This window comes from Brevibacillus schisleri (assembly GCF_055685845.1).
In genome coordinates this window covers 308,967-331,929 of record NZ_JBVNDM010000001.1, presented here as the reverse complement: position 1 = coordinate 331,929, position 22,963 = coordinate 308,967, and the positions used below count along the sequence as shown (strand labels likewise).

The following is a 22,963-nucleotide window of genomic DNA, read 5'->3' as shown; positions in this document are numbered from 1 at the left end:
CTATCCTTAGACAACAAACAAAAACGGATGCCGCAGCACCCGTTTCATTTCGAAATCGATTCGATATCCGTTAGATAGAAACGTTTCTTTTTGTTTTCTAATATCTCATGTTACTTCACATCGTCACGCTCACGAGGTCTCGACGTATATTCACCATGACTCCCGAGTGCTTCCTAAATTTGAACTAATATTTTCGCTGGATTGATTTCACGAACGAGCTCTTTTCACACGTTCCCAGATGCCCTTTCTACGAAATAAAATACTTCACGGTAAATGCATAGTCGTATTGAATACTGTCATATAAATGAAAACACATTGCTCCGAACTCTTCTCCGTCAAAGACCTATCGTTCAAATTGTAGCTGTGCTTTCCAAACTATTTATTAGCACGAAAGAAAATACGAGTTTGTCATTAGAAAATTATGCCCCATTCCCTGAAGTTTTTGAGACATTCATCAGACGGCGAAACTCTTTCAAGCTTATACCTGCTTCCTTTGCAATCTTCCAGGCGGGTCTTGTTGTTCTCGCAAACTCACTCTCATTCATGGCCATGCTTATTCTACGCTTCCGAAACTCTTCGGTACTTTCAACATATTTTGATAATTCCTTGCTGGTTTTAGGTAATTTACCCAATTTGTTATGTATCAATGAAAGTGCTCCAATTTTTCTCCCGATCTCAGATTTTGAAATCCTCATATTTTTGATCGTGTACAATTGTTCTGCTACACTGTGTACCTTTTCAGCAATTATGTTATCCCTTTGTTCCCAATCTACCCGCTTCCTTGGTTGACTTCTCAGATTCCTTATCGTCTCATCGGCTAACAGTCTCTGCTGCTGCTTTTTCGTAGTCTTAGTTTGTTTTTTAGTCGAATTTGAAGGATTAACTCCGATTTTTGAGCCATTGAGTTTATTCATTTGGTTTTTAACAGTTGTTGGATCAACCCCAAGAATACGGGCTTTTGCCCTAAGTGAATAGTTTCCCCCCTCCACCAGTTCGCTTAGTCGTTTTATCCATACATATCCAAATCCTTTAATTCTTCCTATTCTATACGTATCTTCCTCTACTTTATCTGGTCCACGACGACTATAAATAAAACCACAAACGCAATTAAAGGTCCCTACAGGTTTCCCCGTGCTTGAACATCGTGTTACTTTACAGTTGGTAACAATCAACTCTTTGTAATGTATCGCTGCTTTGTTTAGACACGGCCATGGTCCCTCCCCAAAGGGATCCATTTGTAGAACTCCTTCTCTCTTCGAGAACGATAAATGGGTGGGTAAACCCAAGAAAATATGTAATAGAATATGACGAAGGGGATGCATAGTGAAATGTTCTTTTCTCATAACCTTATGGAGCCACGAATATTGCTCAGTTGGATGAATATTACAACCAATCTGATTCAGAAAGTTTTCCCCAAATAAATTTATAAACGCTTGGATTATCAACTTAAATCTTAGTCTCCCAGTGGGACTTACAAACCCCATTTCCTGCAATCTTGCTAAGTAAATTATCCGAAGGGTACCTCCACCACCTGGGTCACATTCAGAATTTAAAATATGATAGGAGTACTTTGCAATTTTAACTTCTGTACTGGTTCTAATTGTTGGTACATTAGGTAAAGCCACCTCTTCTAATGAAACGAATTCATGCTTATTTCTTCTTGATGAGAATGGGACATTTGAATCAATGAGTAAACTCGAATGAAGGTGGCATACGGTAACTCCTGGTAGTTGATGAGCTCTGTGCCAATATGCAATGCCATATTGCAAACGATCCCTGTCGACGCACATGGTACAGTATCGAAGAAACTTATTGTTCTTCACCCCATTTGCAGGTAAACCCAACTTCATATATAGAGCTTCCGTCACCATGTAACATCTCCTCTTCAGCCTGTTTGAACCTCTCTTCAGGTAAGAAAGGTTTGAAGTAGGATAGAAGAGTGTTATCGTTTAATAATTCGTAAGCAGATATCACCTTCCCGGGAATTCTGGTACTTAACTTGTTTAGATGACAAGGTAAATCAGTAACAGCACAAATGGTTTTGGAACCAAAGAAATCACGCACACTATTTTTGTGGCTTTCGTTTCCAGAGTATGCATGATATCTTGCTAGTACACTGTAGAGTAGTTCGTCCGGCAATGTCGGAGGAAAAAAGTGCATCCATTTATCTAATCCTTCCTCATTGTATTATAATTATCTATCTTTTCTTGGATATGTGAAAAGGTTTCCTGTTCGAGATTTTTATACATCTGAAATCTAGTTTGGATTAATTGTAAAGAAAGAGTTTTATACCTAGAACTCTCAAACCATTGCAATACGTTAGGAAAATTCCGGACTGCATACTGATCTTTCGACTCAGTACCGTCTTGAAGAAGTTGGGTGGTCTTTGGCAATAGGCGTCGAAAGGTATAGTATCTTCCCATTATCGTTTTAGGCAACGCTCGTAATATCGTCGCCTTGGAAATTCTCCTATCCGGTGGATTTTCCCTACACTGATAGACTGCAATTTCGACCAGTTTAGATAAATCATCATCTAATGTTTTAAGATTCAATTCCTTCTCCATTCTCTTTCTCGGTGGTAAAACACTTTCCATCCATTCCCTCTCGTTGCACATTAACCAATCGTAGCGATGATTGTTATACTTCCTAATCACCGGTCTTGTAACATCCCTCCCTAGTTTTTCAATCGCTTCCAGAACTGTCTGTTTATACACATCACTCTTAGGAAATGATGTTGCAGCAGCTTGTGTGTACCCCAATTCTATGACTTTCAGAGCAGCTTCTATATCGATCTTCTTGGACCTACGGGAAATCTCTTTACGAAACGGCCGTAGGTATTTGCCAATTGTTGTTTTATTTGAATGCATGAGCTCAGCTATTTTTTGAATTCGATAACCCTCTTGATAGTACTTTACCGCGGTACTAATAAATAGTGTCCCCATCGTTTCTATAGAATATTGGCTCTCATTCTCTTCTTTTGGCAATCCTCGTCTCGTATATATCATTTCACAATGTGGGCATGTGAATACTCCCGTTACCCATTCGTGTGCTTTACGCAAGCATTTTTTGATTATCGGCTTGTAATAATATGGACAAATGAAGTTTAGACATCGCCAGGGCCCAACGCCAAATGGAAGCGGGACAGAATATGAATTGTTCTGAGCAAAAAAACCGTCTATCGAACCGCCAAAAAAACGCATGAGAAGGATATTGAATAGAACGTGCTTATGTAGATTTTCTCTTTGGAACATTTCCACGAGAAATTTTCCATTCGTGAATTGTCCTAAATCTAAATTTCGTAAAGTCTCCTCGCCATAAAACTCTACGAAATCCTGAAGTATATTGCTTTTATAGATAAAGTCCCCTTTATAGTGGATGTACCCACGATACCCAGCTTCTACGAGTAGTTTCTGATAAATCAAATCTAAGGACACTTCTTTTCTCTTCATTAATCCGATAACGTCTTCCAAAAGCGAACGGACAAAAGAATCGACCATCCCTTTTGTTGATATTATTTCATGACCATTTTCACAGAAGGGGGTTATTAGCATGGCAGTCCCAGTTTTATTCATCAAAGGGATATCACAAACTGAGCATTGAGTAATTAAACTATCACCATGAATATGACAAAATGTTAGAAACTTTAGTTGATGAGTTCGATGCAAATAACTTACACCATACATTTGAAAATCATTCTGTAAACACGTAGGACAATACTTACCTTCTATTGAGACTACTTTTTGGAATCTCTTGTGAACTAGAGGGTTATTATTGCTCTCATGTATCATTGCCTCTAAACATATACTCACTTGTTCTTCATTCAAGAATGGCCGATATAGCGGATAGAACGTGTGCAATTCGATAATATCTTGAATAAAGTCTATCGAGACTCCTAAATGGTCACATAAGCGCATCAAACTCTTCGGATAAGTAACCATACCTTGGTGATTCCTACCGAATAACTCCTGTCTGCTATGTAGGTAAGAATCATAGGGTGAATAGAGAAAATGTCTGTACGTTAGGCTTTTAAAATCCTCATCGGGGTATGGTGTAGGAAAAGACACTATTTTTCTCATATGAACACCTAACTCACTACGAATTCATCATACGTATTTATCACCCCAGATTCCGATAAGGCTTCATCAATCGTTCTCCCTCGTCGAGATCCTTCCTGGACAATTTGCCTAATATCATCCGCCTCAAAAGTGTTGTTTTTCCTTCCTCTCGAGGTTGCCTTCTCTTGGTTCTGTTCTGCTCCTTTGACAGCAATATCGGTTCCACCTTTTGTAAGCACTAACTTTGCAATTTCAGAGTATAAAAGTTCTGTATCCTCACAACCGCTATATTTCTTTTCAATCTCACAAGCGTAATGCTCCGCCTCTTCTGTTTGACATCCCATCTTAGTAGCAAAGATTGTTAGTTGCTCGATTAATGTTTTTCTATTTCGTTGCATGATAATTCTTTTATGCTCCTCAGACATTTGACCATCAATTTGTATCTTATGACTTATCTGAGAAAGATATTTGTCAAAAGAAATCCAGTCCGGTTTAAGATCTTCAAATTCTACAGGATCAACGTCTTCCCCCTTACGAATACGTTCAAAAATTGGCTGAACTAACCGTAGGGTTTTATTTGCCACTTCATCGATCATGCTAACGGTAATATGTTCATTCTCACTATATAAAATCACATGCGACTGTACGTGCATAAACAACTTAACTGCAAAATCTGGTATGCCTAGGGTGTGGTAGTACATGGACGCTTTTAACTGAGGGGTAAGTGCTGTGATGTTCTTTGTATACTGCAAATCCCAGAGGCTCTCAATGAACTGTTCCCACTCCCAATTCTCTTTCATACGGTCCGTAATATTCTCCGCGTACCCATCTGGCACGCCTCTCCGGCAGTTTGCAAGACAAGTCTTAAACAGATACATAGCCTTAAATGTACCAATCATGATAATGGGAACACCAATCGAATTGGTTAACTCCGTAATAAAATCTATCATTTTTTCATCCCCGCCGGAATGAGCACGGTTTACGCGTTGGATCTCATCTATCACGAGGACACCTAAGTTAATTAAACCTGCGACTTTTGCCATTCGTTTCGCCAAAACCTCAGCTCTGCCGTCTTTTTCTGCTAGATCCTCGTAATAGGTAGTCCCAAGGATCTCATCAACCGCATAGTAAAAGTTCCTGCACAAGGCCCCAATCGAGCGGTTACTTGGACATTCAATCTTCAGCCAAACAACTTGTTTGCAGGGGAGAGCACTCCCCTGATAACGAGTATGGTGGATCACTTGAGGAAAAAACAATTGCAATAACTTGTCATACGTCTTTGATTTCCCCATTCCACTTAAGCCAATTTCTGCACACTGTTTTGCTGTTTGTAAATGGCCAAGTAAATTAGTACCATCAGGGTTTGTTCCATGAGCTAAGATATTCCCATACCCGACAGACAGATGCCGTTGATACATCGCCGTCATAGGATTTCTTGATTGGTATCCGATTTTTATCATAGTATAAATATTTCGATAACGTTCAAAATGAGGGGTTAATGGCAACCAGAAACTCGGTTTGATTTGTTGTACCAATTCTAGACGTTCTTCAACAGTAAGTGTTGAATGATTCCCGCAATACTTAGGCACGGAGTACAAGTGGTCATAAATATCATCAATACTTAGCCGAGAAGGGATTGCTTCAATAAATGGATTTCCCTTATTTTCTGGAACGATCTGCTCCTGATACTCCGCATTCATTTGGTATCCCTTTAAAATAGAATTTCTAATATCGATATTAGTCACGTTCTTTTCTTTTCTCCTTGTTTTTTGACATTAAAAACAACTGCATATTGTTGATAGGCTGTTCCTTTGTTGCTTGTGGTTTTTGAAAAGGGACAACCTCCCCGGAAAGGAGTTCATCTTTATTTAGATTCGTATTTACCGCCGTCCAAGCACCTTTACTTGTGTCAACTCGTTTATCCAATGTTCGTACAAATCGTTTATTTTTAAATTTTGCAGATTTGGGCCTACCCGATGTTGCCTCTTTCGTTTTTTGGGTTTCAATATTCGTCATGCTTCTTGCTACCGAATCCAAAACGGCTTCTACATTAAATTGATCTTTTTTCTTTTGATCCATCTGTTTTTTCTTGTATCTCACCATGATTCTTACATCATCAAGATGTAAGCCCTCGTAATCCCGATACTTTGCTGTTAAGTAGCATTGTTCAAAAGATCCATCTTTTAACTTCAAAAAAATGCTGCTACAGTTTCTTGAGTCATAACAAACTTCGATCTTCTTGCTGCCATCAACTCTCTCAGCTTCAAACCATCCTTCTTCGATTGCGCGATCACAAGTATACGCCATTTTTTCAAAGATAATTCCTGCTCTTGTTACCGATCCTTCTCCTCTAGGAAGTAGACTATAGCGAATTAGTTGGCGTGGTTTTTCGTGCAGCAGATTTTTATGAACTCCCCAGTTCCAAACGCCTAATGGTGTCAACTCGACCTTGTCCTCAAACAACTCCCTTGTTAAAAAGAAATTTTCGCTCAACACGCTTTTGTTAAATTCAAGAACAAAGTAGATGACGATTTTCGTAAATGCTTCGAACGTATATACTGCATAATCCGCGGGATTCTTATCTCCTCTCTCCCTGTGTTGCTTCACAACTGCTCCAGGGATAAGTTCACGAATCCTAGCATTAAACCGACGGAACTGCTGCTCTATAAATGGCTTTAAGTCCCCTCTTCCAGAGGGGGCATTTCCAATCTGGACGTTAATCATCACTAAATTATTGGAGTTCCTGCTTTTCATTTCCCCACGGTCAGCAGCGATAAATTTAGGCAAATGTCGGGATGGCCAATCTTCTTCGTCGATTTCTATACCATACCTTGCACAAAATTCAACCTTATCTGTAGCTGCATTTTCTAAAGCAACCATCGCTTCTTCCCACGAAGGATTTCTGCATATATGCATCCCAGTAATCATTCTACTCATAACATCTTTTACAAAATATACATGTGCACGACCTATTTCTGTTTTATTATCATTCGACATTAAGATGACATCGGCTGGCGTTGAATCAATCTCAAATAGAGCACCTGGACCTTGTATATCTTCTATAGGATTTCCCGTAAGAGCCCTTGCGTTCATTTCAGCTTTTCTTCTACCATATTTTTTTTCGTACTTCTCTTTCTCGCTATACTCATGTTGGTACCAATAACGAAACTGTCTTTCTGATGGACAGTTATTAACTACAACGATCGGAACCATGACACCATGTTCCCTGTAATATCCTTCGTTATACTCCGTCTGCAACATGTGCTTGTACGTTTCTTTTATGTTTTTTCCCTCTTTTTTATGAAAGCGTTCAATTGCAGTCTTAAACTTCCTCTTATCAACTTCCGTTAAGAGATACCCTTCTCTATCTTCCGGTTTTTTACCAGTATTGTTTATCCTCTTAGCATGTTGAGGGTACCCGCAGTCAAAATAGTTATTTAAGAGACCATTTAGGGACTTTCCATAAAACCAGTACTTTTTAAGACAATCATAAATAATGTTCAATGGTTTTCCCGATGTTTCTCCTGCATCACGAATCAATTGCCCACGATGCTCCTTAAGGTAAATGTCTGGTTCTTTTGAGACAATATCCTTAATAATCTCCCATTTTGCTTCTTGGCTTTTTTTATGCTTTTGCAGATAATCCTCATCAGGCGCAATCAACTTTAAGTCAGGATCCACATGAATGATTCTTGCAAAGCCATCTTCAATCAGATGCTAAATTTCCGAATATTGCCTAAAATAAGGAAAATCTATTTTGTTTTTATTAACAATGTTAATTAGAACCACTTCAGTCCGATCTGGTGAAATCCACAGTACTCTTTCCAGGATTTCTTTCATTTCGAGTTGATCACTAAAAGCGACAATTGTATTTTCAACAATTTGCATCTGTTCTTCTCCTTACGCATAGTTCTTTGAGATAGAGTCATAAGAAGATCCTAGAGTGAGCTGAAGCGGCTTATTCTCACGAATTAATTGATGCATGTCTGTGACCCAGTGTTTATTTGCAATCATATGTTTCACGATGTATAAGGAGGTCCCTGGCATTAATCCTAATTCTAGATCACAGGTAAGACATTGTTTACTTATAGATACCTTTGTACTATTCATTGATAAGAGTGAGAACAAAGGTTTGGACACCATACTCACCAGCTCTGCGTCAACTCCATCTCGGGATCCTAGTTCCTTAGTATCGTAAAGCCAATCAATGTTCTTTATTAAATTCATTGGTTTATTCTTTTCTAAGACAATCCCCCAAGAAAGCCCTAACTCAAGATAATATCTCCTCTCTAATTCAAATAACTCTAATGTCCTCCTCGTCAATTTATTAACGGGTTTAATTGTTCTAGCAAAATCCATTTCCTTACCATCTGGCTGAATAACCGTAAGCATAAAGTCTGTTGTGTATTTGGCAAGTAAAAAGTGCAGAGTTCGGCAGCCATTTTGTGCATAGCCTTGCCAGGCTAAATTTTTATTATTAACGGTGGGAAAGAGCATGCCGAAGGCGATAACTCTCTCCTGTGAAAGCTACGATGTGAGCATGATGCACAAGACGGTCAATCAAGGCAGCGGTTAAACGGTTATCTCCGAAAACCGTATTCCATTGGCTGAATTCCAAATTCGAGGTAACAATGACACTGATTCGCTCATAACATTCTGAGATTAGATGGAAAAGTAGGTCAGCACCATCCTTGTGAAACGGAACAAATCCTAACTCATCTAAGATTAGTAAATCAGCATCCATTAATTCCTTCTGAAATCTCGGTAGATTGCCAGCATGAAACTTGGTTTGCAAAATGGAAACCAACTCTGCAACCCGATAAAACCTCACATTTTTCCCCTGTTTACACGCCTCTACACCAATTGCCGTGGCCAGATGCGTCTTTCCTGTGCCTACGGCACCCAGCAAAATAACATTTTCCTTTCGTTCTACAAACGAGCCTCTCTTCAATTCCTCAATCGTTACACTCTCAGGTAGCGAAACCGACTCGAAAGAGTACCCTTCAAAAGTCTTTATTTGCGTAAATCTTGCTTTCTGTAACAATCGTCGGATTTTTCCCTGCTCACGGGAACTTCGTTCCGCTGATAGAACCGCATGAAGAAACTGAGTTGGGTGTTCAAACGGTACTTGATCATAGATATTCATGACATGTGCTAATCTCATCTGCTTGCATAGTTGACGTAATTCTTCTCTCATTTTCGTACCTCCGTCCGTTGAAGTTGATCATATCTCGAAAGATCTGGCTGATACCCAACGAAAACAGACGGTGTTCGATTGTCTTTCATAGGTGTTGGGATTATCTCTGGATGACGTAAACGGTACAGAACATGCTCCAATCGACTCACATCATCCTGCTTTTCTTGCGTAAGGCATCTTTCGATCTCCTCAATTTGGTATGTTCTTAGCATTCGAATGATCCAGCCGATTCTTGCTTTGCGACTTTTTCCTTCCACAGATTGAAGAAAAGCTTTTGTTTGGCTGGGAAGCAAAGCAAGGACAGAACTGTAATCGAGAGCCTTCGGCCTATTATAAAGTGGCTCCAACAGCGTTTGCAGATCAATTGGGATCGGCTCGTCTATATATCCCCTTGGTAGTGAAATGAGGACTTCATAGCTGTCATTTAGTACGTCTACTTTGTTCCACCAATACTTCAGCCATACTCGTTCGTGAGAACGGATAGATGGAACCTTTAACGTTTTTTGATCAACGAGAACTTCACCGTATCCATTGGCTTTTACGGATTCTAAACGGAAAGCCTCGTAAGGTACGAGAGGAAGTTCCAAAAGCTTGATTTTCTCTCGCTCCCAAAGCTCTTGCTGTAAGACTCCCTTCGCATAATGGAGTCTTTTCAAATCCTCAAAGGCTTGCTGATTGATAACATACTGTAGTTGTTCCAAATCATTGGCTACAGGTAATGGAACACACCAATTTCTTCGTGCATAACCAACTTTATTCTCAACATGTCCTTTTTCGTTTCCCTGAGCTGGATTACAAAATACAGGCTGGAAGCGATAGTGAAGAGCAAATCGTTGAAATTCGTCTGTAAGCTTTCTCTTTCCATCGGTTCCTACAGATACAACTGCCGCTGAAAGATTGTCAAACCAGATTCGATTAGGCACTCCGCCGCTCATCTCAAATAACCGCCGTAACCCTTCCAAGAAACACTCGGTGTTCTCCTTCGGAGTAACAAAAACAAATGCCGCGTTGCTGTAAGGGTAGGAGAGGATCAACATTTTCCGCTCTACCAGTTCACCGCCAATAATTGCTTGAAATGTTCCAAAGTCCGCCTGAGCTTCTCCACCTGGATGTTTTAAACGAATATAAGGTTCCGATTTTTCGATTTGCAGTTCTAACTTCCGCTTGGCAACATAGTACCGTACGGTACGATCTGATCCTGCAAAGCCAAATTCGGAAACAAGGCGATCATAGATACGTTTTGCCGTGTGCCTCTGCTTTTTGGGGCGGGTTTGATCTTCCATAAGCCAAGTATCCACTTGCTCACGATAAGCTTCCATAATAGGGAATTTTCCTCGAAGAGGACACTCTTCTTTGTTCCAGTCCGAACAATCTGCATATTTCTTTGCTGTTCTCCAGTTAACACCAGTTTGTTCTGCTATCTGGGAGATCGATTGATCTTTTACGTCCCGCAAGTATTTGATATAGTATTGTTGAGCCATTGCCAGCATTCCTTTCATCCCTCTCCTATCTGTTCCGCAAATAGAAGAGTAGGGGGTTGTTTAGTTAGCTGGCAAGGCTTTTTTCATGTTCGGAAATGGTCTGCACTTTTCGGTTGCCAAAGTGTGTACTTTTATTTTGCCAAACACACTGTTGTCATAATTACGTTTTCACCATTTAAATGAGGGTGGGGAACATTCAATTTTCTTGCAATTTTTGTTGTTAAATCGAAGTCAAGGGGATACTGTTCTCTAATATCAACTACCAGATCCGACCATTCTTGGACAAGTAGATAGTGATACTCATGCCTCGATAAGGTATGATGAATTCTCCTTGTCTTCCACCCAAGTGACCTCGTTATCCATCCTTCGGAAGGTGCCCTGTTATCAGAAGCTTGGATAAAGGGCACATAAATTTGACCTCTCCCCTTGCCTCTCCCGTCTTTTAGCCGATTTTGGTGATTTTTTAACAAGATATTTTCAGACATTTTTAAACATCCTCCTGATAATAAAAAAGCACATAACGGAATCCATTATGTGTCTCTGTTGATGCGCAATTTATTACAGAATATTGTATCAATTTAAAAAACTAACTACAATATGTAGATTTTTCCAGTTTGAAAATTTTGATCTACTTATATGCTTTCCATTTCACTATCCTTATATAACCGCCATTTACGCCTTTCCTTTATACGCAACTTGAAGTTAGTATTTTTCAATACGGTCCATCGTCTTTGTATTCTTCCTGTTCAAAGTTTGTCTAAACGTGCGATGTATTTTTTCATGGGAATCATCTTCTCTCCCCTGGTATAAGAGCGCCTCTGCTGAATAACCGATTTATTTATGTTTCGCTAGATTGCATTCTCTCCTTCTACTTAGAAAATTTAAGAGGTACTATTAAAGTCTCAAAAATCTTTTTTTAAATCTTATTGAAGTGATGTCTGTCATATTCATTGTAAAATGATTTATAAAACAAGCTGATTTTACCCGCTTTCTCAGCTTCAATACAGTCTTGAGCGAGACTTATATATAGTAATGATCCGAATCTAACCTTTTCTGGTATAGGGTAAAAACCTACCCATGGCCTATAAGGTCTTCGATACCACCTATCCTGATCGAAGTATTTTGAAAAAACCTGACCCCTAATATAAACAAAATATGTATTCAGAACAAAAACAATTTCGCAACGTCGATTTATTCTCGCGCTACAAAACTCTCTAGCCGATGCTAATGTAGTATTTTCAATAAGACAATGTTTGTCATACCATACTGAATAAAATACGTAGTCGTCATACTTGATGCAATAGTCGCCCATTCTCTCTATAGGTATGGCTGGAAAAACATCCGCAATAGTGTAGTACATGGTATCGCCCCCACGAAAAATCATTAGATCCATTTTTCCCAAAAGGAACGATACTTAACATTTTTCTTTATTTTTTCGTTCTTTTAAATTTCTATTTTCTACCTAGGACAGCTTCCTCCGTGTCGGTATCTGTAGTGATCCCACAGTAATTTACCACTCCAGTCAGTCCTCCTACAATCTTACATCTCAATTGCCCCCCCTTTATTCCATTTTTTTGAACCTAGAACAGGACAGCTATCACTTTGTCATTCTTTTTATCACAGGGAATGCTCTTGAACCACCGTTTTACGCTCTCCCTTCTTGTAGGAATTTCCAAATTACTGTCGAAATGACTAAGGAAGGGGGTGAAACCAATGTATTCTGTCACACAACTACAAGCCATGGATTATATCTTAAAGAGAATTACTCTTGAAGAATCCTATCCTTTTTTCCGTAAGAATCTGAAATTAGTTGTAGAAATCAACGGCTCATTTTGGTACGGGGACTTTATTCAAATGGATGGTCTAGCTGCAAAGCAATTATTTATTGACGATAGTGGTGAGATTGAATGCGATAAATTCTATCCCACTGGGAGTAACGCTAATACTTTGTTAAAACAGATATGGGATGCATATGTTACTGCTGCAAAAAATGAAACGAATCCTTTCTGGAACAACCCCTTTCGCAGTATCAATGACTTATCTTTATTGTTTGAAGCGCTGACCAGAATTTTGGATTTGTCCAATATTGTTGAAGATTCAAGTCCCTTCAATCCATATTTTCTTAACGCGCACACATTGGATGGAACTCTTCAATTGACGTTTATCAATCTGAATAGCGCGAAGATTAAACTCGTATCCATCATCGAAGTTAAGAATTGAGTTTATTAAAGTAACTGTTGATGATTTTCAACACTGCTTCTTCTCTCAGTTCTGCTGTATCTTTATTCCCGCCTAGTACCTGGGAGATTCGCTTTCTGAAATGGGAAAGCGGATCTCTTTGTTTTTTCTTTCAGGAAAAACAATATGGGGTGGGGCGTCTTTGTGCCGTATTTCTAGTCTAAGGTGTTTTGCCGTTGGTCCAAGTTCTCTAGGTAGCTTTTTATTCACCTCCGTTCCCCTCCAGTTATGCCAGCTTCGCCATCTCGTAAGCTAAAAGCGGCTCCGTTTCCTGCACTCGTCTGCCCGTTGAACCATTACCGCCGCATCTTCCCTTGCATCTTCCAGCTCCTTACGTTGACGGGCTAGTACGCCTTGGTTGTGTTGTATAGTTCCCCTCAATGCAGACGCTGTAAATCTTCAATGTAACGGAGTGCTTCCAGCCTTGGGTGTCCGTCCTTCTGATCGGCTAGCATTTCAAGCTGTTCAGCTTGATCTAATGAGCTGCCGTATTATCAGTCCTCCCCGACCGTTTTAACTCTGCCGCCTGCTCCCGCGAGTCCTTAGCCCGCTGGCAATAGTCCCGCTCTCTCCATAAGCTGTCCATAGTCTACTTGTGCCCGGGCGATGGAACGCACCGTTTCCTCTATCTCTTTTTCCACTACTTCCGTTACTACCTGTTCACGTTTTGCCATTGTCTGTTCATCTCCTTAGATTTTCCTGCATGCAAAAAAGGCTCACTCCATTTGCAACAAGTGGAATAAGCCTTCTAAGTGTGGTCAAGTTTAGATAATCAAGTTTTTAAGTGTGTACGTTGTACAAGCGTATCTATTGCACAGATAGGACACCAGCTACCACTACTTCGTATGTGTGCAGGGGCTGCTTCCCAAATATGACCCTTTTTGCACTGCTTCAATCGTTTTTCTTATGTCATTTTATTTTTCCGATTAAATTTCTCTATGAAGATTATAAATCAGAAGGGTTAAAGGTACTGACTTCTACTACTCGTTTACAAAAGCCTATCAATATACTTTCTATCTAACACAATCTCCTGCCTAATCTTGTGTACCATCACTTGTGGTACGGTTCACCACAGTTGAGGCTTCAGCAACGGAAAAAAGCCGCGAATATATATCGTAGTTGAACTTTTGTTAATCCTCTTAGTTACTTTCACATTCTTTTTATCTCTGATCCCTTCGAACAATACCCGCTCTAGTGCAATTATATTTGGGCTGAAACCTAGTAATGAACTCATGGGCAAATACCTAAATACCTGAATATGGATTGTTGATAGTGCTGACTACTTCTCAGTATCAAATAAATAAATTAAAATCCCTATATTCAGTTAATTTCTTTGGTTTTTTTCTTCCCATAGTGTTTCTACAAATACGGTAATACTTATCTTTAGTTTCATTTGGAATAGTATCCCAGTAGTCTGGAGAGAAGAAAATATTTTCAATATATAAGGCTATTAAATTTGAGATAGTGGCTTTTTGTTCACTCTCTGAAAGAGGTATTATTTGTTTTTTTATAAATTGATACATGGATTTATCTTTTGAAAAATAGCTCATAAGAACATATGTCATTCCTGACTGAGGAAATATTGTAAAGAAAAACGGTGAAATATATGAGTCCTGATTATTTATTAATCTTCCCTCATTGTCATAACTAATAAAAAACATCGACGTTGAAGCTATTCCATATTCATTTGGCCAAATAATTAAATCAGTTGATATTCTGTCATATCTTAAATTATCTAAATTGGTGTTCATAATAACTTTTAATTTTTCTAAATATTTCAGATGATCAGTGTACATTAAGTACCTTTCACCTAATTCAGAGTTGATTGATGTTGGATGTTCATTAATTCTTGATTCTAATAATTTATAAGAACTATGTCGTTCATAGTAGCCTAATGCAAAGGCTCTATAAGCAAAGAGATAGTTTTGTTCTGCACTTTTTGGAGAATAATCAAATTGTTCAATTGGTTTAAATATTTTCGAATCATGGTTATTGCAAAAACCTGTAAAGGTTGAGGCCTTGCCTCTTCCTACCTCGTTTAATATAATATTATGATTTGATGGAATTTTGGAGAAATCAAAAGCCATAACATTTCCGTTTCTGGCCAATCTATTAAGTATCCCATTATTCTGTATCGAATGTGCTTTGCTAATAGAATTGTTACAATCTTTATCTTTGTGAATACAGCCTGAAAATAATGTTTTGTTCCTTGCTTTATTAATATCTTTTATATTTTTGAGATCAAGCTTCATTAATTGTTCCCTCCATAATTGTTTTTTATTTCAGTACTTTCGCCGTACAGCTCATCCGCAAACATCACTAACAATTTGAATTCATTTTAATTGACTTTCCATGTACCAGATCACATCACAAAAACGGACAGGGTTGTATTATTTCCCCATTAAAAAACATCTCAAGAACTCTCCTTAAGAAGGATTTGCACCTCTCTACGCCACCTTCCCCTCAATGCTCAATCAGCGTTTCTTTCATTTCTAAACGGAGAGTTATTTCTCAATCACTTATGATAAGGCTCACCGCAGATGGTCTTAAACTATCCTCCTGGTTTAGCGTAATGACGCCTCGTCAGTCTAAAACAATATTTTCGAGGTCTAGCACTTTATTTTCCGAGTCTACAACACTATTTTCTTCGAACACGTACAAAATTCGAATTTAGTTGGCTGTACCCCGTAATTAATCAGCAAACTATATTTTCTAGTTATCAACTTTATTTTACAAAAACAATAGTCATAAATGATCACACATATAGATTTTCCATAATTAATTTAAATCTGAATTTAAGTCATTTTTAAACACAAAGAAACCTTGCTACAGTAAAGTGAACTGTAGCAAGGCAAGGCCAACATAAATTACAATGAGTGATAATTTATGTTCATTCATTATTACCCGGGCTGCTTTGATCATCAGATTTCGGAAATTTAACGACTCTAATGTAAATTTAGCAACTCTAATGTCAATTTAGTAACTCTAATGTAAATTTAGTAACTCTATTGTCACTAAACATAGACATGTGGGTAGTAATATAATTTGTCCCCAAAAACGAGGTATTTCTCTTACTTTGTAACATACTTTTGTCTCTAATTGTAATATCAAGTGTCACTTTTCGTAATTTGATGTAACATGAGTTGTCACTTTTAGTACTCCACTCGTTTCACATAAAGAAATGCTGACTCTAAAATATACTTCACACGTTCATTTCTGACACCCATGTGGGAATACCATTGTTCTGAATTAATTTAATCCCAAGCTCAACGCGTGTGCGTTGTATGGCCAGTTTAATTTCCTTGTAATAAATATGTTTTTTATGTATACCTAGTTGTTTAATTACATTCTCCACTGAAGGACTCTCGTTAATGAGAAAAGAGTTTCTAACTGTTTCTTTTACCATTCTTTTTATTTCTTCTAATTTTTCTATTGATCGTTTTTGTGTATAACTAGATACTTGCTGCCTGATCCAATCGGCTAATGCTGGCAAATACTTCGCGACGTAGTTACGCTTAATTTTGATGAAACGATAGATCTCTTGTACAGTCAAATCCTTATTGTTGCGCCAACTGTTATCGAGAATGCAGCAATCTTTTCCTTAGCATCTTTCTCTGTCCTCGAAAGACGATAAATTCTCTGGTCATTTTTCGCTTGATCAATAACCTCTCGCAGACCATAATGGCTCAGTAACATTGCTGAACAATTTAAAGCAGCCGCAATATATTTTATTGATATATCTCTATCCTCAGTTTTAAAACGCTCTAATTCCTTTTCTACGTTGATTCTCCAGCGTTCTTTAGCAGTTCGACTATAACGAGATTTATCTTTGTATGCTTCGAAAATAAGATAATTTTGAACCGCTGGATTTGCCAGATGGAACGAGTATTCAATTGGCCCCCATCCGTACAATTTCTTAGCATTAGTATGTGCCGCTCCAGATAGAACTATTAATTGCTTAAAGCTTCGCACTAAATTATTGGGGATTTCTTTTGGGGTAAGCACTTCTAAATATTCTTCTTCTAACAGTTTATGTTGAAGCAAGTATCCGACATATCTGTATAGAATCACTAGGGTTGTATTTAAGTGCTTTGTGATATGTGTGTAATTTAATCCTGAGGCTATTAGTTTTCTCAATTCTTCCAAACACTCGATTACATTTCCTACCTGCTCCCATTGCCCTTTATGAGTTACAACACCATATTTCATATAGCAGATGGTACAAACATGTACATTATGATACTTTATTTTCTTCACTGCTGTTTGAAAGCGATGTGGGATTCTATTCATCGTAATATCAGTACCAAAAGAAGTGCACCAAGGGGTTAAACAAATATATTCTCGCGTCTTAACGTAGTCATCTATAATTGAGTTAATAAAAGAACGAGGAACTTTCACTTGCGAAAAGCACTGAACACTCATGCCAAGTGAATTTAAAATTTGTAAGAGCATTTGAAGTGTTACGTATTGTGGAGAATCCTGATCATTAATAAATCTTCTAACTCTATGAATATAGTCATCTCTTAATCTGTGTTTAAGAGTTTCAAAGCTATATGTTTCTTCTGGCATTTGAACGCAATACATTAAAGTTATGGCGATCTGCTTTTTAGCCGGTACACCTCGAATATCTTCGACCATGCGTATATTATTACCCATCATATATCGCCAATTACTGTATCTTCTTTTTTGATCTGTAATGTAATCTGGAAGTTGTTCTTTCTCCCTTGTTGCATTAATTAAAGTAAGGCTGGAGAAGCAGTATTTACACTGGGCTGTCACAAGACTATCCGCTAAATATGGTTGCTCCTTCTGGCACGCAGGACATCTAGATTGTAATTTACATAAATGCTCATCACAGATTTCAATCTCCTTTACTTGCCATATAAGCTTGTAATACTTTTTTTGCGCCAAACACCTAGGACAAAAAAAACGTACTGTAGTATGTATGAGCGAGGTAAGCATTTGAAACAACTGGTCCCTTGAATAATAGCCTGGGTTCAAGAAATTTTGTACCACAGGCCAAAAGGTCATCGAACGAATTTCTTCTACAGACTTATTTACTTTTCCGCATAGCTCGGAAAAATTTATCTTATCCTCTTTAATTATCTCTAACCGAAAATACCTATCCCATATGTGATCTTTGTTGTTAGCCAATGGACTTATTACTCTGTTATAGTCGCATGCGTTTTTCTTGGCTAGTCTAAATATATAGGACGTCAAAGATTCCCCGTCCTCAATCCGTGGTCGAATAGTGTACCTCCCAGCCATTTTCCTATCCCCTACCTTATCAAAGAAAAACCACCGACAATTTCGACAGTAAAACATGAAATCCTTCTATTTTCAACATTCAATTACACTAATCGATGATCCATTCCTCCGCAGCTCCCTTTACTAGTAAATTATGTTGTCTTACTCTTTGATTAATATATGATGTGAGCTCAGGTGCCGTGCGCCACAACACAGTTCGACTTTTTCTTAGTGCTTCATATAACTCGCTGGAGAATACCTTTTTATTTTTACGTGCACCAAAATAAGCATCCACGAAACCATAAATATTTTCCATCTCCATTAATACTCGTTTTTCAAATTGACTCTTCTTCATCATACCTATGTATGGACAGCATCCCCAGTTCCGTATGGTATTGACAGATACCCCAACTTGTTCAGCAACCGCTTCTATCGTGATTATAATTTCCTGATCATACATCTCCTCTACAGCCCTCTCAACTTTATCGATGTTTTGTTTAGATTTGTTCCGCTTCGGGCTATATCGCGTTTGCATCAGCGACTCTTTTAACACTGTTTTATGAAAGCGATATATCAAGAAATGAACGTAATTAGTCCAGGAATCCCAATTTCGTATGGTTGTTAACGGCACCTTTTTCTTTACAGCTGCTATAAAACGTTCTAGCTCCTGAGCATCTATGTGAATTGCGTCGGTTTCATATTCACAAAATTTGATTCCCCTTGTGGAAAAATAGGCTTTACATCTTTTTATCTTGTCTAATGACAGCCCAATTTTCTCTGAAATGGACGTAATAGGTTCCCCTTCATAACATTTAGTTTTAATTAGATGGTAAGCATGTATAAAGTATGTCCGCTCCTGTAATTCACCCTGTCCATCAAAAGCATACTCACATCCACAGTGTAAGCAAGCCAAATAATAGGAAAGAACCTGTCCTCCCATTTTTCTTTTAAGTGAAGTTCCTGTCTGTATCAAACCACCTTCTACACCCCTATTCTCACACCATGGTGCTTGGCATGATATCATCTCTTTCTTTGAACTGGGTGGAGTAAGCACGGAATCAACAAATGGTTGTGGCAACTCCATCTTCAAGAACTCATCAATATCTATGTGGTTTGCCCACAGTACCTCAAGTACATAGGAAATATGCAAGGTACGTTTTTGCTTTAAAGAATCTCTTGCATGTTGTAATAGCGTAGAAAGTTTACCGCTTCCTTGCATAGAAGACTTTGCACTGTTTTTATCAAAGATATCCTGTTTGTTGTTTATTAGATATAACAGGCGAAGAGCAACGGTTTGCGGAGGGATTTTAGGCCCTGAATAATTCAGTAGTCGATCCCAAGATCTCCACTGCCAACTCAGTTTATTCCAATCAAAATCATAATTGCTAGGAGAATACGTGACTCTACTTAAATCTAAATCACAATAAGGACATTTTTCATGAACCGTAATGTCCTTGTATTTTATCTCTTTTGCACAATGCGGGCACTTATCATGTAAAAGCATACGATGAGTCAGGCATGCGTCTATACCCTTAATTCGCCAGAGCAATTGATGGTAATGTTTATTCTTTAAACACTCTGGGCAAAAATGAAGCCTCTCGCGAATCATACCCGAGGTAAATCGTGATTTTTCAATTTCAGTTGTGGCACCAAAGCACTTCAACAAATTATTTAACGTAAGTGCAAGCAGTTTAGCTGGTGCCCAATTAATTGCCTTTGACAGTTCTCCTATATTAATTATGTTTATTGGACAAAAATCTAATAGTCTGATGTCATCATGCTGAGCATAATGATTCCGTTCAGTTTTCAAGTAATTTAAAAGAGACAAATAACTTATCCCGTTTGATTTTGAGATACGTCTTAAATAACTTGAAAGTGATTCACCTTCAAATGGACGTAAGCGAACTGTGAAAATATACTTTACCATCGTAACCTTCTCCCAAAAGGATTTCTTACCATCATTTACCCTTTCAAGGAAAGGTATACCCTATCCATATTTCTGATGAGAATCTAGTTAGAAATCATGACTTTAGAAGCTTAATTTAATGGTTCTATCCTCAGAATATGAAATCAGAAGAAATAGAGTTAAACATTTTACAGCTAGATTAGATTTTAATGGTCATGGTGTAGTTCAAGTATAAAATCCCAAATTCATTAACATTGATTTACCGCCCTAGTCAGCACTTCCTCTCAAATAGACAATACTGCGTAACAAAGGTGAGTTGATAAGGAACAACCGCGACGTTAGCAGAGGTTTTTTCGTGTGAATCGGGCCAGTTCCTTTTGAAGAATTTACTCGTTCTCCTCTATACACAAATCTCCCTTTGCTTTTGATACAGTGGAAAGGCAAAAAAGAAACCCCAGACGAGTAGGTGAATTCGATTGGGGCTCAATGCTCTAGTTCAACTTCTGCTCATCAGTATTTATTAACATGTAATGAAATCGCTGATATGACGGTGCTCCTTTTTGCGAAATAGGGTTGCTATACCTACTCTTGCTCTACTTCCTGTTTATTAATATCAACTTCACTTAAAGTGTATGTATCCATTAGTATTCGTAACGCTGAACTTCTGTGATACTATTCAACAGTCGATTAATCTCGGCATTCTTACAATACCCTCTAAGCGAAACAGAACTATCTATGTATAATGTATCACTCCTGTCGCTGAGCCAAAAAACTGCTTTACCTACATCTCATCCAATAGAAGAGCATTGGTTCTTTGTGTAAATCTGACAGGAAAAAACCCCCATATGTCGAATTCTGTAGCAACACCCATCATTCAGCAGAAAGGAGGATATTTAATGAGTACTTCTGATAAAAACACTAACAAGCCAAGTGGATCAAACCAACAAAAGGTTGTAAAAACCGACATTAATAAATCAGTCAATGGAAATCGAGCATCTCTACCACCACTACCACCAAAAAAGTGAGGCTGATTAAATGAAGCCATTGAACACCCGCAGTGGACTGCATCGTATTACAGATTCAGTTGACGTAAATCGTGCAACTTTACCACCTATTCCACGAAAAAATGAGACACGTTCTATAGAAGGGAAAAAAGCTCCAATTCCAAAACTCCCTTCAGAGAAGTGAAATTTTAGAATCGGACTTTTTGGGCTCTTTTAGAGTTGGGTTTTCATGATCCAACTCTTTTACAATTACCCCTGCCTTCAAGTCTACGTAGACTCTTTTTACTGGGAATAAATAATAACTCAACCTTTCTTTCCACTCCTCTGTATCAGCCAAGACTAAGGCTTTTTCCAATTCGTATGGGCGCGCCCCTTTAATCATGCTACCGATAATGAAATCGTCCTCTTTATCAATCTTGTATATTTGGAGGACTGCAACTTTTTCTTTTTTACTTGGATTCTGTTCATCCCTTTTCTTTTCGTTTTCATCATCTGAATTTACCCTAATAAAGAATTCCTCCCAGACTGTTGCAGTAGGAGAAAGTTTCGCAAGGCCTCTCCATTCTCGAACTTTGTTAACAAACCAATTAACGATATTCACAAAATAAAGGCTCCATAAACCACAAACAATAAAACTGATAATAATACTAAGAAAAACAAAAAGCACTACATACCTAATGTCAGAGGTAACAGTCTTTATTTCTGTTAAGGACCATGCTGCGTTTGTCCGAAATGTATCGGAATAGTTACCAAATATATTTGCCCAAGCATTTAAACAAGATAAAGTTATAAAACTAATGGGTAACCAAAGCAAAGCCGCTATCCCAGTCACTTCTGGTGCTGTATGCTTAACAGGTGGATTTAATCCGAATGTCTGTAACCAAAAGTATGCCATCAGACCTGGTAATAAAAACACGGAAGTACTGATGAAATTTTCCATATCCCTCACCTCTATTCAAAGATTTCGCTGTAACACCATTAGTCCCTGCACTCCAAATAGAAATTGTAAAACATTATCACATCTCAAAAGAAAACAAGCACCTTGTGAGTGCTTGAATTGATTTAGGATATTACGATAACGACTTAACAATAATTACAGGTAATCACTCCCTCTCTGTTTCAGTGATCAGATTACTCTAAACAATTCAACGACTGTCCAACAGCCAAACCCTAAAGTAACTAATAGTGTCACTCGTGCAGTCAATTGAGAAGCACGATGATTCTTGACATGCATTAAGACAGTAAGACTATGAAGAAACAGCAGAACAATAACTGTAATAACAAGCGGTAATGACCTTTGAGTATGCTGGATATTGGATTGCCACAGGTAACATCGTTAACCCAATTGTTACACTATCACTGTTCTTAAATAATCGCGTTCTTCCTACTTCTTTACTTATTAATAAAAGTTTTACCAAACCATGTTCAAACTTCATTGGTTTTTTCTTTACATATCTGAAGTAAAAAGTGATGATGAGCCAGATGAACATTAAGATACCCACAAAATTTAGTAACGTTTCGAGGATAAGTTTCATTTTAGCCCCCCTCTTTTCTATAATTTAACTATACGTTGACTTACATGTAGAGTCTCAAAACTTGGAAAACGCTTTTGTTTTGGGACCAGAATCTCATTAATATATTGATGGATTAACTTATATATATTGAAATAATCAAAAATTTATTTTAGTTAATCTAAGTTTTCCTAATTCTTTACCTACGCTCCATAGCTCAACATTCCTTGGTGATACAGATTTATATCATTCAGCATAACTCATCGGAGTTATGTTTGTTCTAGCCACACGAAAAACCCCTCCAAGTAGAGTGTACCACTCACC

At 38.0% G+C, this 22,963-nt stretch carries 17 protein-coding genes; 2 read left to right on the top strand and 15 right to left on the bottom strand.

The window, feature by feature from the left end; all coding sequences use genetic code 11:
* Nucleotides 1–419 precede the first annotated feature (419 nt).
* The 9 genes from ACUUHJ_RS01865 to ACUUHJ_RS01825 form a co-directional block, all read right to left on the bottom strand.
* Complete coding sequence (locus tag ACUUHJ_RS01865) at nt 420–1,871, bottom strand: TnsD family Tn7-like transposition protein (RefSeq protein WP_472298130.1); 1,452 nt, start codon at nt 1,869–1,871, stop codon at nt 420–422.
* A gap of 297 nt (nt 1,872–2,168) precedes the next feature.
* Nucleotides 2,169–4,076 carry a TnsD family Tn7-like transposition protein gene (locus tag ACUUHJ_RS01860; protein WP_232774539.1) on the bottom strand — a complete coding sequence of 636 codons (1,908 nt, stop codon included), beginning with the start codon at nt 4,074–4,076 and terminating at the stop codon, nt 2,169–2,171.
* A gap of 8 nt (nt 4,077–4,084) precedes the next feature.
* Nucleotides 4,085–5,800 carry an ATP-binding protein gene (locus ACUUHJ_RS01855; RefSeq protein WP_232774541.1) on the bottom strand — a complete coding sequence of 572 codons (1,716 nt, stop codon included), beginning with the start codon at nt 5,798–5,800 and terminating at the stop codon, nt 4,085–4,087.
* Nucleotides 5,793–7,736: a Mu transposase C-terminal domain-containing protein gene (locus ACUUHJ_RS01850; protein ID WP_472298129.1), complete on the bottom strand. Its 1,944-nt coding sequence runs from the start codon at nt 7,734–7,736 to the stop codon at nt 5,793–5,795. Before ACUUHJ_RS01850 ends, ACUUHJ_RS01855 begins: the two co-directional genes overlap by 8 nt.
* 36 nt (nt 7,737–7,772) lie before the next feature.
* Nucleotides 7,773–7,943: a hypothetical protein gene (locus ACUUHJ_RS01845; protein ID WP_472298128.1), complete on the bottom strand. Its 171-nt coding sequence runs from the start codon at nt 7,941–7,943 to the stop codon at nt 7,773–7,775.
* A 12-nt stretch (nt 7,944–7,955) separates the two neighbouring features.
* Nucleotides 7,956–8,552 (bottom strand): TnsA endonuclease C-terminal domain-containing protein, encoded by a 597-nt coding sequence (locus ACUUHJ_RS01840; RefSeq protein ID WP_472298127.1) that lies wholly within the window; start codon nt 8,550–8,552, stop codon nt 7,956–7,958.
* The gene (gene istB, locus ACUUHJ_RS01835; protein WP_092272886.1) at nt 8,533–9,252 is read right to left on the bottom strand and encodes an IS21-like element helper ATPase IstB; all 720 of its coding nucleotides are present in this window, start codon (nt 9,250–9,252) and stop codon (nt 8,533–8,535) included. Before istB ends, ACUUHJ_RS01840 begins: the two co-directional genes overlap by 20 nt.
* Nucleotides 9,249–10,751: an IS21 family transposase gene (gene istA, locus ACUUHJ_RS01830; protein WP_472298126.1), complete on the bottom strand. Its 1,503-nt coding sequence runs from the start codon at nt 10,749–10,751 to the stop codon at nt 9,249–9,251. Before istA ends, istB begins: the two co-directional genes overlap by 4 nt.
* Nucleotides 10,752–10,864: 113 nt before the next feature.
* A complete protein-coding gene (locus tag ACUUHJ_RS01825) occupies nt 10,865–11,218 on the bottom strand; it encodes a PDDEXK family nuclease (protein WP_472298125.1) in 354 nt (117 codons plus the stop codon).
* Nucleotides 11,219–12,446: 1,228 nt separating this feature from the next.
* On the opposite strand from ACUUHJ_RS01825, the gene ACUUHJ_RS01820 reads away from it, so the two are divergent.
* Complete coding sequence (locus ACUUHJ_RS01820; RefSeq protein WP_472298124.1) at nt 12,447–12,953, top strand: hypothetical protein; 507 nt, start codon at nt 12,447–12,449, stop codon at nt 12,951–12,953.
* Between the two features lie 560 nt (nt 12,954–13,513).
* On the opposite strand, the gene ACUUHJ_RS01815 is transcribed toward ACUUHJ_RS01820, so the two are convergent.
* The 4 genes from ACUUHJ_RS01815 to ACUUHJ_RS01800 all read right to left on the bottom strand — a co-directional run bounded on the left by ACUUHJ_RS01815 (nt 13,514) and on the right by ACUUHJ_RS01800 (nt 20,145).
* Complete coding sequence (locus ACUUHJ_RS01815) at nt 13,514–13,645, bottom strand: hypothetical protein (RefSeq protein ID WP_255688947.1); 132 nt, start codon at nt 13,643–13,645, stop codon at nt 13,514–13,516.
* A gap of 618 nt (nt 13,646–14,263) precedes the next feature.
* On the bottom strand, nt 14,264–15,223 hold the full coding sequence (locus ACUUHJ_RS01810; RefSeq protein ID WP_232774547.1) for a hypothetical protein: 960 nt from the start codon (nt 15,221–15,223) through the stop codon (nt 14,264–14,266).
* Between the two features lie 1,297 nt (nt 15,224–16,520).
* On the bottom strand, nt 16,521–18,239 hold the full coding sequence (locus ACUUHJ_RS01805; protein WP_472298123.1) for a TniQ family protein: 1,719 nt from the start codon (nt 18,237–18,239) through the stop codon (nt 16,521–16,523).
* Nucleotides 18,240–18,327: 88 nt separating this feature from the next.
* On the bottom strand, nt 18,328–20,145 hold the full coding sequence (locus ACUUHJ_RS01800; protein ID WP_472298122.1) for a TniQ family protein: 1,818 nt from the start codon (nt 20,143–20,145) through the stop codon (nt 18,328–18,330).
* A gap of 875 nt (nt 20,146–21,020) precedes the next feature.
* Here ACUUHJ_RS01800 and ACUUHJ_RS01795 point away from each other — a divergent pair.
* Nucleotides 21,021–21,149 (top strand): hypothetical protein, encoded by a 129-nt coding sequence (locus tag ACUUHJ_RS01795; protein ID WP_472298121.1) that lies wholly within the window; start codon nt 21,021–21,023, stop codon nt 21,147–21,149.
* 151 nt (nt 21,150–21,300) lie between these two features.
* Here ACUUHJ_RS01795 and ACUUHJ_RS01790 read toward each other — a convergent pair whose 3' ends face one another.
* Nucleotides 21,301–22,068 (bottom strand): hypothetical protein, encoded by a 768-nt coding sequence (locus ACUUHJ_RS01790; RefSeq protein WP_472298120.1) that lies wholly within the window; start codon nt 22,066–22,068, stop codon nt 21,301–21,303.
* A 307-nt stretch (nt 22,069–22,375) separates the two neighbouring features.
* On the bottom strand, nt 22,376–22,663 hold the full coding sequence (locus tag ACUUHJ_RS01785) for a hypothetical protein (RefSeq protein ID WP_472298119.1): 288 nt from the start codon (nt 22,661–22,663) through the stop codon (nt 22,376–22,378).
* Nucleotides 22,664–22,963: the final 300 nt, after the last annotated feature.